Source organism: Paenibacillus tritici (assembly GCF_018207515.1).
GTDB classification, from domain to species: Bacteria; Bacillota; Bacilli; order Paenibacillales; family Paenibacillaceae; genus Paenibacillus_AQ; species Paenibacillus_AQ tritici.
The window spans coordinates 5,142,348-5,159,841 of sequence record NZ_CP073365.1 but is presented as its reverse complement, the minus strand read 5'-3'; the positions used below and the strand labels follow the sequence as shown (position 1 = coordinate 5,159,841).

Genomic DNA, 17,494 nt, shown 5'->3' with positions numbered 1-17,494 from the left:
TGGCTTTTTTTGTCTTCTGTTATAGGGTTGGGGAGAAATATAATGAAGGGATGAATTATAATATCCATATCATAGATGAGGTGCGGAAATGAAAGAGAGAACCTTTGTCCTGGCACCGGATTCCTTCAAAGAAAGCATGAGCGCGAAGGAAGTTTGTATGGCGATGGAAGCCGGACTTCGCAAAATATACCCCGGCGCATCCTATATACATGTTCCAATGGCAGATGGAGGAGAAGGGACGGTGCAGGCACTTGTCGATGCTTCCGGCGGAGAGATTCACTATGCGCAGGTAGCAGGGCCGCTGGGACAGCTGGTGACGGCAGCCTACGGAATTCTTGGTGACGGCCAGACAGCGGCAATCGAGATGGCCTCGGCCAGCGGGATTGGGCTGGTGAATAAGGCTGAGCGGAATCCGCTGGTCACCACGACTTACGGGACAGGCGAGCTGATCCGGGAATGTCTGGACCGCGGCATCCGCAGAATTATTATCGGCATCGGCGGAAGTGCAACCAATGACGGCGGCGCAGGAATGGCTGAAGCGCTGGGTGTGAGGTTGCTGGATGAAGCGGGAGAGTCGCTCCCGCGCGGAGGCGGCAGTCTGGGCCGACTGGCCAGAGTCGACATTACCTCCCTTGATGCCAGATTGCAGCAGGTCCAGCTAATAGTCGCCTGTGATGTGACGAATCCGCTCTGTGGCGACGAGGGAGCATCAGCCGTATTTGGTCCGCAAAAAGGGGCTACGCCCGATATGGTGCAGCAGCTCGACGCCAATCTGGCCCACTACGCGGCGGTAGTGAAGCAGCAGCTTCACAAGGATGTACGTGATCTTCCCTGAGCCGGTGCTGCCGGAGGGCTCGGTGCAGGTCTTATGATCTTCACGCAGGCGACGCTGCAGAAGGGAATCGAAATGATGATTGAATATACGGGACTCCGGGAGAAGCTGGTGGAGGCTGACTTTGTATTTACAGGCGAGGGCGGCATCGACTTCCAGACGAGATTCGGCAAAACCCCGTATGGCGTAGCCCACACCGCCAAAGCCAGCGGCAAGACCGTAATCGCCTTGGCCGGATACATCGGCGAAGGCATTGAGCCGCTCTATTCGGAAGGCATCGACGCCATCTTCGGAATTGTCCCGGGCGCTTCAGGCCTGGAGAAGCTGCTGGCCGAAGGACCGGCCAACGTCGAGCGCACCTGCGAGAACATCGCCAGATTACTGAAGCTTAGCGAACAGGACTAATTTTTGAATGGGATTGCCCCGGGAAGGTTCCCGGGGCAGTCTTTTGGAATAATAGTATTTTTAGGTTTATAGGTTGCACTTTACAAATGTTCCTGCTATTCCTCGCTATTTCTTTCTATTTATTTCTATATCTCGCTGTTTCTCACGCTACAACGCAAGCAGTTGGATTTTCTCCACTTGCTGATGGACGAATCCACGCTGCGAGAACAGGAGTTGGATAAACAGCACTTAAATCCTCGCATTTCACCCAAAGTAGCTGAATCGGCCACCAGTAGATGCTCTTTATACACTTCCTTACCCACAATCCGCCGAAACCGAGAGATTAAGATACGTTTTTCCATTTGCTTGCAGGCGGGGGGCGGTAGCGCTTCAGCGTTCCTTCGGCATCCCCCGGCGTTCCCTCGGCATCCCCCCGGCATTCCCTCAGCATCCCTTAATTGGATCTAAAGTTGCACGTTACAAATGATCCTGCTATTTCTCGCTATTTCTCACGCTGCAACGTAAGCAGTTGGATTTTCTCCACTTGCTAATGAACGATTCCACGCTGCGAGAACAGGAGTTGGATAAACAGCACTTAAATCCTCGCACTTTACCCAAAGTAGCTGAATCGGCCATCAGTAGCTGCTGTTTATCCACTTGCTTACCCACAATCCGCCGAAACCGAGAAATTAAGCTACCTTTTTCCACTTGCTTGCGGGCGGCGGGGGTAGCATACCTTAGGTGTTCCCTCGGTATCCCCTCAGCGTTCCTTCGGCCCCCCCCCGGCGTTCCTTCGGCATTCGTTCAGCATTCCTTAGGCATCCCCCCCGGCGTTCCTTCGGTATCCCTTCAGCGTTCCCTCGGTATCCGCCCCGGCGTTCCTCCGGTATCCCCTCAGCGTCCCTTCAGCGTTCCCTCGGCATCCCATCAGCGTTCCTTCGGTATACCCTCGGTGTTCCCCCAGTTTCTCCGCTACTTAGCCCTGAGCAATACCCGCCCGGCTGAAAATCTCCTTCAGACTCTGCTCATGCTCCGCACTCCAGACTCCTGGTGAAGCCAGGCTGTAGGTGGATACCGGGACGCCGGATAGACGAACCGCTTCTTTGATAGAAGCGATGAAAGGATCATCTATGCCATACAGCGCCGGAATCTCAACGAGCTGCTTGTTGAACTGAAGGACGCCTGCCAGGTCCCCCTTCTGGAAGCTGTCGTACACGCCAAGCATCAGCTGCGGAGCGAAGTTGGCGCTGGCAGCGATCGCCCCGTCTCCACCGGCAGCCAGTGTTGGCAGCAAATATTCGTCAAAGCCGCACAAGACGGAGAAGTCAGGACTCACAGCCTTGACCTGCATGATCATCTGCCGGATATGGCTTAGCTGGTCCACGGTTTCCTTGATGCCGGCTACATTCGGATACTTTGCGGCAAGGCGGCTGACGAAGGCAGGACTCAGATCCTGGCCGGTCAGCGCCGGGAAGTTGTACAGCATGAGCGGCACATCGACCGCCTCCAGAATAGCAGCATAATGTGCGAACAGCGCGTCTCCGCTCAGCTTATAGTAATACGGATTAATGACGACGATGCCGGTTGCTCCGTGTTCAGCAGCATGGCGGGACAGCCGGAGGGTCTCGGAGACCGTGTTGCTGCCGGTGCCGATCCAGGCCGGAAGGCGGCCATTGGTATATTCAAGGCAGAGCTCGGCGATCTCCTCGCGCTGCTCTGCGGTGAACAGGCTGAATTCTCCGGCAGTCCCAAGGAAAAACAGACCATGAACCCCTTTTGAGACCAGGCTGTCAATCAGAAGCTTCATACCGGCTCGGTCGAATTTCCCGGACTGATCCAGAATCGTGGGAACGGGAGGGATTACACCTGCGATGGGGTGGATAATTTTCATTTTATTTTTGCCTCCTGGTTTGGTATTATAAACATATGATTATTATAGTGAACTCGAAAGGCTTAATCAATGGATTTATGAGAGGGGAATGAAAGTGTGGACCAGAAGAGTGTGGACCAGAAGTATTGGGTTCCGGCGCTGGAACGGGCTGATCTGATTCTTAAGGCAATCTCAAGAACGCCCGGAGCGCATAAAATGACTGACCTGTGCGAGGAAACGGGCATTAACAAAAGCTCAATGTTCTCGCTGCTGCGCACGATGGAAACGCTGCAATGGGTGGCGAAGGATGCGGGCGAGCGGTATGCGCTTGGTGCGGGAGTGTCCTACTATAACACGGTATACAATGAATCTCTTAAGCAGAACACGAATCTCGTGGAGCGGTTCCTGGCAGAGTCGGTGCAGAGTGTCAGGGCGGTGGGGGAGACCTTTCAGCTCTCGGTGCTTGACCGGGATGAGATTATTTATCTGGCCAAGCAGGAGGGGCAATCCCTTGTGAGACTGGAGTCCAGTCCAGGGATGCGGTTCCCGGCACATGCGACAGCGATGGGCAAGATGATGCTGGCGCTGCTGCCGGAGGAAGAACTCGAACGGCGTTATCCAAGCAAAAGCTTATCAGCGGTGACCTCACACACGCTGACGGACTGGTCTGCGTTCACAGCGGCCTTGGCCGGTATTCGGCAGTCCGGCTATGCCATGGACCGGGAAGAGATTATTCAAGGCATCAGCTGTGTGGCTGCGCCGGTTCTCGATGCCGCAGGCAAGGTTATTGCTGCGGTAAGCACTTCAATGCTTCAGCATGCATTCACTGCGAAGCAGGAGGCTGCGGTCCGGGAGGTACAGCTACTGGCGGGGAAGCTCTCGTTGTGTTAAGTATTTTTGAGTCTTAGGAGTCTAGGTATCTTAAGCGTCATTAGACATCTGTGTCATTACATTCTGAGGGAGAGAAGGAATTCATATGAGATTGACGGTGCAAGAGCTTATGAAGGAAGACGTTATTGAAGCTGTCCCTGTACATACCGCTGCCGAAGGACCGGCAGGCCAATTGCCCATTACCGGGGAGGTGCTGAGGAACGCCCCAAGCGGTGAAATCTTCGGCATGACACAGAATGCGGGGATGGGCTGGAATCCGCTTTTGCTGAACCGGCCGCAATATCTGATTCTCGGAACGATGGGCGGAATCCGGCGCGAGGACGGCAGTCCGCTGGCGCTCGGGTATCACACCGGCCACTGGGAAATCGGCGTAATGATGGAGGAGATCGCTGAGGAGATTACGGCCAATGAGGGGATTCCGTTCGCAGGTTATGTAAGCGATCCCTGTGACGGGCGTTCCCAGGGAACCACGGGTATGTTCGATTCCCTTCCCTACCGGAATGATGCAGCCATAGTGCTGCGGCGGCTGATTCGTTCCCTGCCTACCCGCAAGGGTGTGGTCGGGGTAGCCACCTGCGATAAAGGCTTGCCCGCCATGCTGCTGGCTATTGCCGGAATGCATAAGCTGCCGGGGATCATCGTTCCCGGCGGTGTTACCTTACCGCCGGTTGACGGGGAGGATGCCGGGAAGGTGCAGAGTATCGGGGCGCGGTACAGCAACGGGGAGCTATCCCTTGAAGAAGCGGCGGATCTTGGCTGCCGGGCCTGCGCGACGCCGGGCGGCGGCTGTCAATTCCTCGGCACTGCCGCAACCGCCCAGGTGATTGCAGAGGCGCTGGGCATGGCGCTGCCGCATTCGGCCTTGTCGCCCTCGGGGCAGCCGGTCTGGAAGAATATCGGCCGCCAGTCCGCCCGGGCGCTTCAGCAGATGGACCAGAACGGGATAGTAATGAGTGATATTCTTACGGACCAGGCGATACAGAACGCCATGGTGCTGCACGCCGCCTTCGGAGGCTCTACGAACCTGCTGCTGCATCTGCCGGCCATTGCCCATGCCGCAGGTCTGAAGGTTCCGACGGTTGAGGACTGGAACCGGATCAACCGGATGGTTCCCCGCCTCGTCAGTGTCCTGCCGAACGGTCCGGTGCCGCATCCGACCATCCGCGTGTTCCTGGCAGGAGGCGTTCCTGAAGTGATGCTCCATCTGCGGAAGCTGGGGCTGATCGACGAGTCCGTGCTTACGGTGACGGGACGGACACTGGGCGAGAATCTGGACTGGTGGGAGACCTCGCAGCGCCGGACGGAGATGCGGCAGCGGCTGCTGGAGGCGGACGGCGTAGACCCGGATTCTGTGATCATGAGCCCGGAAGAGGCCAAGCGTCAGGGCATGGCCTCCACGATGACATTCCCTACCGGGAATCTCTGCCCCGAAGGAGCGGTCATCAAGTCGGCGGCTATTGATCCTGCCGTCTTGGACAGTGAAGGAGTCTACCGCCATACCGGCAGAGTGAAGGTGTTCACTACAGAGAGAGCCGCCATCCGGAGCATCAAGCTGGGCATGGTTCAGGCCGGAGATATTCTGGCAGTCATCGGCCGTGGACCCAGCGGGACCGGCATGGAGGAGACCTATCAGCTGACCTCCGCGCTCAAGCATCTGCCTTACGGCAAATATGTCACGCTGATCACGGATGCCCGGTTCTCGGGTGTATCTACCGGAGCTTGTATCGGTCATATGGGACCGGAAGCGCTGGCCGGCGGTCCCCTGGGCAAACTACGGGATAATGACTGGATAGAGGTACTGATTGATACGGTGCGGCTGGAAGGAAGCGTGAATCTGGTGGGCGAAGGCGAAGAGCCGTTGTCCAAGGAAGCTGGCACCTTGATTCTGGCTTCGCGGACGCCACATCCGGGCCTTGCGGTAGATCCGGGCCTGCCGGATGATACCCGGCTGTGGGCTGCACTTCAGGCGGCAAGCGGCGGAACCTGGCAGGGCTGTATCTACGATACCGACAAAATCATTGCCTTACTGGAAGCAGGACGGCAAGCATTGGGGGAGAAATAATGAGCCGAAACATCATTCATAATCCGATTCTGCGCGGATTTCATCCGGACCCTTCGATCTGCCGGGCGGGAGAAGATTATTATATTGCTACCTCAACCTTTGAATGGTATCCCGGTGTGCGGATTCATCATTCCCGCGATCTGGTGAACTGGCGGCCGCTGACGTATGCGCTCACCCGCAAGTCTCAGCTGAACATGGAGGGAGACCCGGATTCAGGCGGCATCTGGGCACCTTGCCTGACTTACGCTGATGGACTCTTTTATCTGATCTATACCGATGTCAAAAGCAGACAGGGTGCCTTCAAGGATACGCCTAACTATCTGGTGACTGCCGGGAATATCGAAGGTCCCTGGTCTGAGCCGGTGTATCTGAACAGCAGCGGCTTCGACCCTTCGCTGTTCCATGATGAAGACGGGCGCAAATGGCTGGTCAACATGCTGTGGGATCACCGCACCGGCAATAACAGCTTCGCCGGGATTGTGCTCCAGGAATATTCTCCGGCTGAGAAGCGGCTGACCGGTCCGGTCATTCCGATCTACAAGGGAACCGGGCTGAAGCTTACCGAAGGGCCGCATCTGTACCGGAAGGACGGCTGGTATTATCTTATTACGGCTGAGGGCGGCACGCAGTATAATCACGCGGTGACTGTAGCGCGCTCGAAGCAGATCGAAGGACCTTATGAGACCGCTCCCGACAATCCGCTGCTAACCTCTGCCGGTAACCGTGAGCTTGCGCTGCAAAAGGCGGGGCATGCCAGTCTGGTCGAGACGCAGACCAGAGAATGGTACATGGTGCATCTGTGCGGTCGTCCCGTGAAGGACAACTACTGCAATCTGGGCCGGGAGACCGCGATTCAGCGTGTCACATTCACGGCAGACGGGTGGCTGGCCCTGCCCGGCGGCGGGAACGCTCCTGCACTTACGGTGGAAGGCCCGGATCTTCCGGCGCATCCCTTTGCCGCAGCGGCTCCCCGCGACGACTTCGATGCTCCGCAGCTGGACGTCCGCTGGAGTACCCTGCGTGTGCCTGCCGATGATTCATGGCTCTCGCTTCAGGAGCGTCCCGGAACTCTGCGCCTGCGGGGCAGAGAATCCATGAGCTCCATGCACCGCCAGAGCCTCGTTGCACAGCGCCAGCAGGCTTTTCATTGCAGCGCCGAGACTTCAATTGAATTCGAGCCGCAGCATTTCCAGCAGATGGCCGGTCTGATCGTCTATTATGACACGAAGGATTATCTCTATCTGCGGATCACTCACGATGAAGTCCATGGGAAATCCTTGGGCATCATCCGCTCCAAGGACGGGGTCTATGAAGATACCCTCACGCCTGAAGTTCCGCTGGAGCCGGGAGCAAGCGTAGGGTTGAAGGTGGTTATTGACGGCGAATGGGCGCAATTCTATTACTGTACCGGAGATTCCGCCTGGGAGAAAATCGGCGCTGCGCTGGAAATCTATCATCTATCCGATGATTTCCCGGCCTATATCCGGTTCACCGGCACCTTCATCGGTATGTGTGCACAGGACCTTAGCGGGACGCTGCATCCGGCGGATTTTGATTATTTTGAGTACCGTGAGTTTGATTTACAGGAGTAGAGTAGACTGAGGATAGCTTCTAATTGCACTCTCTGCAATAGAATAAGGGCAAATAGGTCTGTGAATCGCATTCTAATGTATTTGCTGCAATAGAATTCGGAGTGAATGAGCAGCTTACAGCTGCAAAAAGAAGACCGGGAGCATTGCTCCCGGTCTTTCAATATGGACTTAGACGTCTGCTCCATGGAGCATTCTATAATAGTACTCCGCTGAAAAGGTACCGCCCTTAATTATGGGCGGTACAGCCATTTCTACGTGTGTCCGGATATACGGCCACGCTCAGCCGATATACTTCTCCAGCGTAGCCCTTACCGCGCCAGGTCCGGCCAGCATCTCGGTGAACATGGCCTCTATAGTCCCGCCCAGTCCGGCGGCATACAGGTCTACGCCGAAGATGGCCTGATCCTCCAGCACCGCCCGCACGCCTGCGGCCTCAGCAGCATCCGCGCCCAGCGTAATTCCTGCGAGCCGCGCTTGCAGCGAATCCAGCAGCGGATCGGAACTTAGCGTGAACACGGCGCCTTCATCGTTCACGCCAAGCAAGTACCGGCACCAGGCGGCGATCGCCAGCGGAATGGCAGTCAGCTGCGAAGGATCGAGATCCTCTCGGCGGATATACGACTTGATGGTCTCGCCGAAGCGGATGCCGACCTTCTGTGAGGTGTCGGTAGCGATCCGCTGCGGGGTATCCGGAATGAACGGGTTGGCGAACCGCTCCTGCAGCACTTCATCCAGGAACTGCTTCGGACTCAGGATGCCCGGATCTACCACAACCGGCAGCCCTTCCTTGTAGCCGATGGTCTCCACGAGTCTGCGAAGCGTGGCGTCCTTCATCTCATCGGCAATCAGTGTGTAACCGAGCAGACAGCCGGTTACAGCCAGCGCCGTATGCAGCGGGTTGAGACAGGTAGTCACCTTCATGGTCTCCACCTTGTTGACCGTATCACGGTCCGTGAAGATGACGCCGGCTTCTTCCAGCGCCGGACGGCCATTCGTGAACTTATCCTCGATCACCAGATACTCACTGATCTCAGCGTTGACGAATGGTGCAGTGTACGTATTCTTCGAGGTGACGATCACATCCATGCCGCCGATGCCCTGCGCAAGCAGCGCTTCCTGAACGGATTCGGACGGACGCGGTGTGATTTTGTCGATCATGGACAGCGGGAACGTAATCTTCTGCTCATCCTCAAGATAGGACACGAAGCCTTCTTCCACATGGCCCTTGGCTGCCCATTCTCTGGCGATGGTGACCATGCCGTTCTTCAGCTTGTCGCCGTTATGCGAGCAGTTGTCCATGCTGACGAAGGTCATGGGATACTGGCCCTTGAGATAACGCTTGTAAGCGAAGGAAGCGACTATGCTCATCGCATGGACCGGGTGATCCGGTCCGCCGGCAATATCTTGCTCGACGATGCCGAGATACTGGCCGTTCGGACCGGTGAGGGAGTAGCCTTTTTCCGTAATGGTGAAGCTGGCCATCTGCAGACTGGGATTCTCGAATACTTCAGTCAGGCGGCTGTAATCCGCTTCCCGGGTCTTGTCTGCGGTGATGCCTTCCACGATGCTGCTGACGATTCGCTTCTGGAAGTCGCCGCGCGCATTCATCAGCACCAATAGAGTCAGATTATCATAAGGCTTGTAGACCTTATCAATCATCTCGAAGTCGAAGGTCTCGGCAGCGATAATGCCGGTGTCTGCCTTACCGCTGTCAAGCAGCTTCTGGTGGGCATTGGCCACGAAGCCCCGGAAGATATTGCCTGCGCCGAAGTGAATCCACTCCGGCTTCTCCAGCGTATTCTGCGCGACCCTTGCGAAATCGAACTGCGGCAGCTCTACACCTGCGGCTTCCCAGGCTCCGCGGTCCGCAATGCTGCTTCTGGTGAGGCTCAGCATTATTTCGCCCCCTTGGCATTCTCCAGGCTGTCCCATACGCCGAGCAGGTACATGATGCCCATGGCTCTGTCGTATAGACCGTAACCCGGACGGCAGTTTTTCTCCTCGCCCCAGAGATGTCTGCCGTGGTCCGGACGCACATAGCCGGTGTATCCGTTCTCATGGTAAGCCTTGACAACCTCCGCTACATCGACGCTGCCATCTTGCCCCCGGTGGGATACTTCGATGAAGTCTCCGTTCTCGAATACCTTCACATTGCGGATATGGGCAAAATAAATCCGGTCATGGAACTCGCGGATCATCGCCGGAAGATCATTCTGCGGGTTGGTTCCAAGCGACCCTGTGCAGAAGGTAAGGCCATTATACGGGCTGTCTACCATGTCAAGGAACCGGCGGATAGAATCGCGGCTGCGGATAATGCGCGGCAGTCCGAAGATCGGCCAGGCCGGATCGTCAGGGTGAATCGCCATACGGATATCCACTTCTTCACACACCGGAATAATGCGCTCCAGGAAATACTTCAGGTTGTCGAACAGAATGTCCTCGGTAACATCGGCATAAGACGCGAACAGCTCATCCAGCTTCGCCAGACGCTCCGGTTCCCAGCCCGGCATCGTGAATTCTCCGGCACCCTTCAGAATCCGGTCCACCATCTCACGCGGATTATCGGTAATGGCAGCCTTTTCATAAAAGAGTGCATTAGAGCCGTCCGGCAGCTCCTTGTACAGCTCTGTACGGGTCCAGTCGAACACCGGCATGAAGTTGTAGCAGATGACCTTAACGCCAACCTTGGCCAGCTTGCGGATCGTATCAATATAGATGTCGATATATTTGTCGCGGGACGGCAGTCCGATTTTGATATCATCATGAACGTTGACGCTCTCAACAACCGCGGTACTGAAGCCCTTGGCTGTAATCTGATCGGCCACCTTCTGAATTTCTTCCATCTCCCAGACCTCACCGGCAACCTTATGGTGCAGTGACCAGACGATGCCCATTACTCCCGGAATTTGACGCACGTGATCAAGGGTAATGTTGTCGTTGCCCTCGCCATACCATCTCCAAGTCATATTCATTGTCATTTCCTCCTTGTAGATAAACATAAATACAAATGATAACCATCTGAAGCCTTGGGACAATTGACCTTACGGATGAATCATTGTGTGGTAGAATTAACTTGTATACAAGATATGATTCGTAATGATCATAGAATACGCTCTCATCTTTGTCAATGTAATTCGTATCTCTTTTCTATATAATGGGGGGAGAAGAATCCCGTACAGAAAGTTGGTCTATTCCATGACTTCCAAAAAAGAAATAATGGCCTATCTGAAGCAGGAGATCCTCTCTCTTGAGCTGAAGCCGGGGGCGATGATCAGTGAGACTGCACTCTCCGAGCGCTTCCAGCTGTCAAGAACGCCGATCCGCGATGTGCTGAAGCAATTGGCCCTGGAGCAATACGTCGACATTTATCCCAAAAAAGGAAATCTCGTTTCGTACATAGATCTGGAGTCGGTGGAACAGATTATCTACCTCCGCAATGTGCTGGAGAAGGAAATTATGAAGTCGCTGGCCGGGAATTTCCCGTTAAAGGGACTGCATACGCTGAAGGACAATCTTGCGCAGCAGCAGAGATGTATTGAGCAGGAGGAGGGAGCAGAGGTGTTCCTGCAGCTCGATGATCAATTTCACCGCACCATGTTCGGCCTGGCCGGCCGTGAATTCCTGTGGGGCGTGCTGCAGCAGTTCAATGTGCATTATATCCGCTACCGCAAGCTGCATATGCTGAAGGACGAGAAGCTGGCAGCGATTCGGCAGGAGCATCAGCAGCTACTGGATTATATCGTGCAGGGAGATACCGCCCGGATCGACGAGCTGGTCCATCACCATCTGCGTGCAGATATCGACTCCAAGAACCTTCAGGAGCATTTCGCTACTTATATCAAAAAGTAGTCCGTTCACCCTGCCCGCTGAAACGCAGTGTTCTATTCACCGGACTCGCGGTATTCCCGGGGAGACTGGCTGCTCCAGCGCTTGAACTGCCGGCTGAAATGGGCGATATCGCGGTAGCCGAGCAGGCCGGAAATCTGGCTGACAGACAGGCTATGGTCATCCAGCAGCACCTTGGCCTCATGCAGCATCTGCTCAGAGAGATAGACCCGGGGGGAGATGCCGAATACCTGGCGGAACACCCGGTAACAGTGGGAAGCGCTGATCCCCAGTTCAGAGGCGATATCATCTATACCGTAATGGCTGTCACCCGGCAGCTCCTGCTTGAACTGCTGATAGACGAGCCCCTGGAGGCGGCTGCGGATCTGGTGGGCCAGCTCGATCTTCTCATAGGTGCCGGGGGAGGAGATATCGGCTTCCAGTGAGAAGACTTCCCAGAGCTGGGCGAACAGGTCGAAGACGGCAGCCTGCAGCCTCATGCGCTGAGACATGGTGATGCCGCCCGGCTCTGAGGCTGCAATCTCCACCAGCCTGCTCAGAACCGGTCCCAATCTGTGGGCAATATGGCTCTCTGAGGTGAACAGCACAGGGTTCAGACGGCTGAGCAAGGAGATCAGCAGCTTATCATCAATATCGAAATGGATGCAGAAATACGTAAAAGGCCTGCCGTTTCCGCTGCGGCTGGAATGCGTATCGCCCGGCCTTAAGAGGACCAGATCCCCGGCACGCTGGAGGAAGCTGTGGTTGTTAACAATCAGCTGCTGCTCTCCTTCAAGCACATAATTGAATTCATACTGGGGATGGGCATGCTGCGGATAATCCCATTCCGCGCTCACTTTGCGCAGGTGCATGCCGAACAGGTTAAGTGTGGTCTTCACATCCGGGATGATGGTCTCACTAAGACTTTGCCCCGGTACAGGCGGTACAAAAGCTGCCACCAATAGATTCGCCCCCTGACATTTTACATTGGAATAGAATATTAGAATGAATGGATGTACGCCATGCTTTATTCATTAAAGTATACAAGAGTTCAGCTTGAAACATAAGAATGTATAGGTTCACTCGATAAACTATCCTTCTATTTCTCGCAGAAACGGTACCGCCCTCTTAAGGACGGTGAAGCCGTTTCTGCTTGATTTGGGTAAATAATAGCTTGATTTGACAATGTTCCGGGCTGCCGGCTGCGTGGTAGGATGAACCTGAACAGCATCTAGTATACAAGATGAACTGGAGGAGATAAGGACATGGGACAACAATCCGGGAATGGGAATGCCGCACGAAATGACAGCGGATACAATGCGTGGTTAAGCTATCCGAAGCTGCCGCAAGGACCTCTATATATGCAATACTCGAAATGGTGCGGAGCCGTATCCGTTACGGAAGAGCATGATACGCTCCAGGCTGCACTTCGTGAATGGCAGAGAGGCATCGCTTCCCTGCTGGACATCCAGGCGGTGTCTGCTCCGCAGCCGGAGGGATTCCGGGTAGCGTTCGGTACCTTTGGCGGCGGTCATCCGCTTATTAAGGATATGTACGATAACAAGACCGTTCAAGCGGTGGGGGACGAAGGGTTCGTGATCCGCACCAGCCAGTCCCTGAAGTGCATCGCTATAGGAGCCTCCTCTCCGGCTGGTGTCCTATACGGGGTCTTCCATCTGCTGCGCCTCATCGCCAGCGGCAACGACATCGAGAATCTGGATGAGCTGGTGAATCCGGTGAACTCGCTGCGTATGATTAACCATTGGGATAATTTCGATGGCAGCGTGGAGCGCGGCTATTCCGGGCGGTCCTTCCTGTATGATAATAATCAGTTCACGCAAGACATGGACAGAATCACGGATTACGCACGGCTGATGGCTACAGCAGGCATCAACGCCATTGCCATCAATAATGTGAACGTCCATGCGCTCGAGACGCTGTTCATCTCCACTTACCTGCCGGATGTTGCACGAATCGCCGGTATCTTCCGTATCTATGGCATCCGTCTGTTCCTGAGTGTGAACTTCGCGGCTCCTATGCATGAGGGTGAAGTGGGAACGGCAGATCCGCTTGAAGCCGGAGTACGGGAATGGTGGAAGTCCAAAGCAGCAGAAATCTATGCCGTCATTCCTGATTTTGGCGGGTTTGTGGTCAAGGCTGACTCAGAGAACCGTCCCGGTCCGTTCACCTACGGGCGGAATCATGCCGATGGCGCGAATATGCTGGCGGAAGCCCTCGAACCGTTCGGCGGCATCGTGATCTGGCGCTGCTTCGTATATAACTGCAAGCAGGACTGGCGTGACCGCAAGACGGACCGGGCCAGAGCAGCCTACGATCATTTCAAACCGCTGGACGGCCAATTTAACGACAACGTTATTCTGCAGATCAAGAACGGACCGATGGATTTCCAGGTCAGAGAGCCGGTATCCCCGCTGTTCGGGGCACTGGAGCGGACGAATCAGGTCATTGAATTCCAGATTGCCCAAGAGTACACCGGACAGCAGCGCCATGTATGCTATCTGGTCCCGCAGTGGAAGGAGATTATGGAATTCGATACGCTGGCCAAGGGCGGAACGGCTCCGGTGAAGCGGATCGTTGACGGCTCGCTGTGGGGCAACCGCTTAAGCGGAGTGGCTGCGGTATCCAATGTGGGCAATGACGGGAATTGGACCGGCCATCTGCTGGCCCAGGCTAACCTCTATGGCTTCGGGCGTCTGGCCTGGAACCCGGAGCTGAGCTCAGAAGCTATTGCCGCCGAGTGGATCGCTCTGACATTTGGTACAGAGGCTGCCGCCGCTGGCGTGATCAGCCGGATTTTACTGGATTCCTGGGAGATCTATGAGTCCTATACGGCACCGCTTGGAGTGGGCTGGATGATCAATCCAGAGCATCACTACGGCCCGAATGTGGACGGCTATGAATATTCCATGTGGGGCACCTACCATTATGCGGATCATCAGGGCATTGGGGTAGACCGGACCGTGGCTACCGGCACCGGCTATAGTGCCCAGTATATGGGCAGCAACGCCCTCCGTTATGATTCACTGGAGGAATGCCCGGATGAGCTGCTGCTATTCTTCCATCATGTGCCGTATACCCATGTGCTGCATTCCGGCAAAACAGTGATTCAGCATATTTACGACACCCACTTTGAGGGTGCGGAGCGTGCCGAAGGGCTGCTGGACGCGTGGAGCGGACTGAAGGGCAGCATCGCGGACGGCCTATACACACAGGTGGAGGAACGCCTTAAGGGACAGGCCGCCCATGCCAAGGAGTGGCGTGATCAGATCAATACGTACTTCTACCGCAAGAGCGGAATTGAAGATGCCGGCAACCGCACCATCTATTGATCACCTGAGAGGGTAAGGGACATGAACAAGATCATACAGACTGTGTACCCCGGTCGTGAGGAGGGAAGCATGACACTGACCTTCGGAGAGGTTATCAGGCATTTAGAAGCAGGGATCCCGGAGCCGCACAATACTGTAGACAAGCTGGAGCCGGGTGCCCCCGAGACGGAAGTGCTGGGGATTGTGACCGCCTTCTCCGCTTCCCACGAGGTCATTGAGCAGGCGCTTACACTTGGCGCCAATCTGATTATTACGCATGAAGGTGTGTATTATAGTCATCAGGACCGGCGCGAAGGGCTGGAGAATGATTCTGTCTTCCGGCAGAAATCGGCATTGATTGCAGGTTCCGGGATAGGGATCTACCGCTTCCATGACTATGTGCACCGTTATACACCGGACGGGATTATGGAAGGGCTGCTGCGGGAGCTGGAATGGGAGCCGTATGTGGAGCGGAATCTGCCCCATGTGTCGATTCTCTCCATCCCCGGGATGACGGTATCAGAGATCGCCGGATATCTGAAAAGCAAACTGCATATTCCTTATATCCGTGCGGCCGGTAATCTGTCTGCCCGGTGCAGCAGGGTAGGCGTGCTGGTCGGCTACCGTGGCGGCGGTGCATCGACAATCCCGCTGTATGAGCAGGAGTCGCTCGACCTGGTTATCGCCGGAGAAGGCCCGGAGTGGGAGACCCCCGAGTATATCCGGGATGCACTCCGGCAGGGCCGGGACAGGGCGCTGATTATGCTGGGCCACGCCGAGAGTGAAGCGCCGGGGATGAAGCTGCTGGCAGAGCGGCTGGCCTTGCGGTATCCCGGCGTGCCGGTACATTTCATTCCGGTTCAGCCCGTTTTTCATATGGTATAGCAACAGAACCTCTTTGAAGGTAAGAAGGCCCGGGGAAGCTCCCTGCGGCTCTCCGGCCGGCAAAGAGGTTTTGTATATTCTGCTGCTGTCCGCCTTTTTGCGTTTTTGACCATCAATTCCCCATTTTGAATATTGAATGGTTACCAGATTCAGCTTACATTGGAGAGGCACCAAGTCCTCAGACTAACCTTATTAAGGAGGTCTTATCAATTGATGACATCATTGAGATGGAACAAGCCGCTTGCTGCTCTGCTGGGTCTCGCCTTGCTTGCCGCAGGCTGCAGCAGCCCCAGGAACCTTGACAGCGCTCCAAGCTCTCCTGCCGGGAATACGTCTGCTTCGCGTGAAGCCGCCGGCGGTTTCACTTATCCGGTGCCGGGCGGATTGGAGCTGACATATATGAACGAACAGCCGGGAGGCACGCCGGAGCGCCTGCCGGTTGATGAAGAATATGAGAAGCGCACAGGCATCTCCATCCGGCAGCTTGGCGGAGCACCCATGACCGACCAGAAATTCAGTCTGCTGCTGGCATCGGGCGAGCTGCCGGATATTTTCCTCAATACCTGGCTGCAATACCCGGGCGGTCCGGATCAAGCTGTGGAGCAGGGTTATATTCTGAAGCTCAATGATCTGATTGACCAGTATGCTCCTAATCTGAAGCGGACCCTTCAGGAGAACCCGGATATCGACAAAATGATCAAAACCGATGACGGCACCTACTACGCCTTCCCGTTCATCCGCTCGGAGATTGGGAGGGTCTACGGCGGGCCGATTATCCGCAGGGATTGGCTCGATGAGCTGAATCTCAGCCTCCCGGAGACGATTGAGGAATGGCATACTGTGCTGACTGCTTTTAAAGAAAAGAAACAGGCCGCATCCCCCTTAACCTTACGCACCATGTTCCTGGGGGAACGGACCGGCGGGTTCGCCGGGGCCTTCGGTGTAATGGGGAACTTCTACGTCAACGACGGAAAAGTGGTCTACGGTTATCTGGAGCCGGGTTACAAGGAGTACCTGAACACGATGAGCCAGTGGTACCGGGAAGGGCTGATTGACAAGGATTTCGCCTCGATTGATGCAGCTACCGTTGATAAGAAGATGACTTCGGGTGTCAGCGGGGCAACGATCGGCTGGCAGTACTATATTGAGAAATACAATTCGGCCGTGCAGGCCGGTGATCCAGAGGCAGATTTCGCGGCTGCTCCCTACCCCTCTGCTGTCAAAGGCGGACTTCCGGAGTTCGGCCAGCTGGATAATGCTTATGCCGGGACCAGCTCTGCGGCCATCTCGGCTACAACCCGGCATCCCGAGGCCGCTATGCGCTGGCTGGATTATGCTTTTACCAGGGAAGGCAGCATGCTGAATACGTATGGGATTGAAGGCATTACGTATACGCTGGAGGACGGCAAGCCTGTCTATACCGATCTTGTGGTCAAGAATCCGGACGGGCTGGGCAGCGACCAGGTCATGACGCAATATTCGCACGGCACCAACTTCCCGATGATCCAGCAGGACAATAACCTCCCGGCCAAATATCCGGCAACAACCGAATCCATCGGCATCTGGAAGCAGACCAATCATGAGAGCCACCTGCTGCCTCCCGTAACGCCGACTGCCGAAGAAGCGGATGAGATGAGCAGTATAATGAACGACATCCATACTTTTGTGAAGGAAACCGAACTCAAGATCATCCTGGGCATGGATTCCATAGACCATTATGACAAGTATGTTCAGCAGATGAAGGATCTGGGCATCGGACGGGCACTTGAAATCCAGCAAGCCGCCTATGAACGTTATTTGAACCGCTAAGCCCGGCTATGGGAA

Annotated in this window: 11 protein-coding genes and 1 pseudogene; 8 read left to right on the top strand and 4 right to left on the bottom strand. The window is 55.5% G+C overall.

The features are described from left to right. Nucleotides 1-88 precede the first annotated feature (88 nt). Nucleotides 89-1,237, top strand: a pseudogene (locus KDC22_RS22410) (glycerate kinase). Between the two features lie 955 nt (nt 1,238-2,192). Here the strand turns inward: KDC22_RS22410 and KDC22_RS22405 are convergent. Continuing rightward, nucleotides 2,193-3,107 (bottom strand): dihydrodipicolinate synthase family protein, encoded by a 915-nt coding sequence (locus KDC22_RS22405; RefSeq protein ID WP_211720364.1) that lies wholly within the window; start codon nt 3,105-3,107, stop codon nt 2,193-2,195. A 96-nt stretch (nt 3,108-3,203) separates the two neighbouring features. Between KDC22_RS22405 and KDC22_RS22400 the strand changes: the two genes are divergently transcribed. The 3 genes from KDC22_RS22400 (at nt 3,204) to KDC22_RS22390 (ending at nt 7,631) form a co-directional block, all read left to right on the top strand. Further along, on the top strand, nt 3,204-3,977 hold the full coding sequence (locus KDC22_RS22400) for an IclR family transcriptional regulator (RefSeq protein ID WP_211720363.1): 774 nt from the start codon (nt 3,204-3,206) through the stop codon (nt 3,975-3,977). An 85-nt stretch (nt 3,978-4,062) separates the two neighbouring features. Further along, nucleotides 4,063-6,039, top strand: a complete 1,977-nt coding sequence (locus tag KDC22_RS22395; RefSeq protein ID WP_425516963.1) for a YjhG/YagF family D-xylonate dehydratase — start codon at nt 4,063-4,065, stop codon at nt 6,037-6,039. Further along, on the top strand, nt 6,039-7,631 hold the full coding sequence (locus KDC22_RS22390) for a glycoside hydrolase family 43 protein (protein ID WP_211720362.1): 1,593 nt from the start codon (nt 6,039-6,041) through the stop codon (nt 7,629-7,631). Before KDC22_RS22395 ends, KDC22_RS22390 begins: the two co-directional genes overlap by 1 nt. A 279-nt stretch (nt 7,632-7,910) precedes the next feature. On the opposite strand, the gene KDC22_RS22385 is transcribed toward KDC22_RS22390, so the two are convergent. Both KDC22_RS22385 and uxuA read right to left on the bottom strand, forming a co-directional pair. After that, nucleotides 7,911-9,527, bottom strand: a complete 1,617-nt coding sequence (locus KDC22_RS22385; RefSeq protein WP_211720361.1) for a mannitol dehydrogenase family protein — start codon at nt 9,525-9,527, stop codon at nt 7,911-7,913. After that, nucleotides 9,527-10,603 carry a mannonate dehydratase gene (gene uxuA / locus KDC22_RS22380; RefSeq protein WP_173129873.1) on the bottom strand — a complete coding sequence of 359 codons (1,077 nt, stop codon included), beginning with the start codon at nt 10,601-10,603 and terminating at the stop codon, nt 9,527-9,529. Before uxuA ends, KDC22_RS22385 begins: the two co-directional genes overlap by 1 nt. 223 nt (nt 10,604-10,826) lie before the next feature. Between uxuA and KDC22_RS22375 the strand changes: the two genes are divergently transcribed. Continuing rightward, nucleotides 10,827-11,480 carry a GntR family transcriptional regulator gene (locus tag KDC22_RS22375; RefSeq protein WP_211720360.1) on the top strand — a complete coding sequence of 218 codons (654 nt, stop codon included), beginning with the start codon at nt 10,827-10,829 and terminating at the stop codon, nt 11,478-11,480. A 32-nt stretch (nt 11,481-11,512) separates the two neighbouring features. Here KDC22_RS22375 and KDC22_RS22370 read toward each other — a convergent pair whose 3' ends face one another. Continuing rightward, a complete protein-coding gene (locus KDC22_RS22370; RefSeq protein WP_246552861.1) occupies nt 11,513-12,418 on the bottom strand; it encodes an AraC family transcriptional regulator in 906 nt (301 codons plus the stop codon). Between the two features lie 303 nt (nt 12,419-12,721). Here KDC22_RS22370 and KDC22_RS22365 point away from each other — a divergent pair, with 303 nt between their 5' ends. The 3 genes from KDC22_RS22365 (at nt 12,722) to KDC22_RS22355 (ending at nt 17,479) form a co-directional block, all read left to right on the top strand. Beyond that, nucleotides 12,722-14,806 (top strand): alpha-glucuronidase family glycosyl hydrolase, encoded by a 2,085-nt coding sequence (locus KDC22_RS22365; RefSeq protein WP_211720359.1) that lies wholly within the window; start codon nt 12,722-12,724, stop codon nt 14,804-14,806. A gap of 69 nt (nt 14,807-14,875) precedes the next feature. Beyond that, nucleotides 14,876-15,670 (top strand): Nif3-like dinuclear metal center hexameric protein, encoded by a 795-nt coding sequence (locus KDC22_RS22360; RefSeq protein WP_173130187.1) that lies wholly within the window; start codon nt 14,876-14,878, stop codon nt 15,668-15,670. Between the two features lie 213 nt (nt 15,671-15,883). Then, the gene (locus KDC22_RS22355) at nt 15,884-17,479 is read left to right on the top strand and encodes an extracellular solute-binding protein (RefSeq protein WP_173130184.1); all 1,596 of its coding nucleotides are present in this window, start codon (nt 15,884-15,886) and stop codon (nt 17,477-17,479) included. The last annotated feature ends 15 nt before the right edge of the window (nt 17,480-17,494 follow it).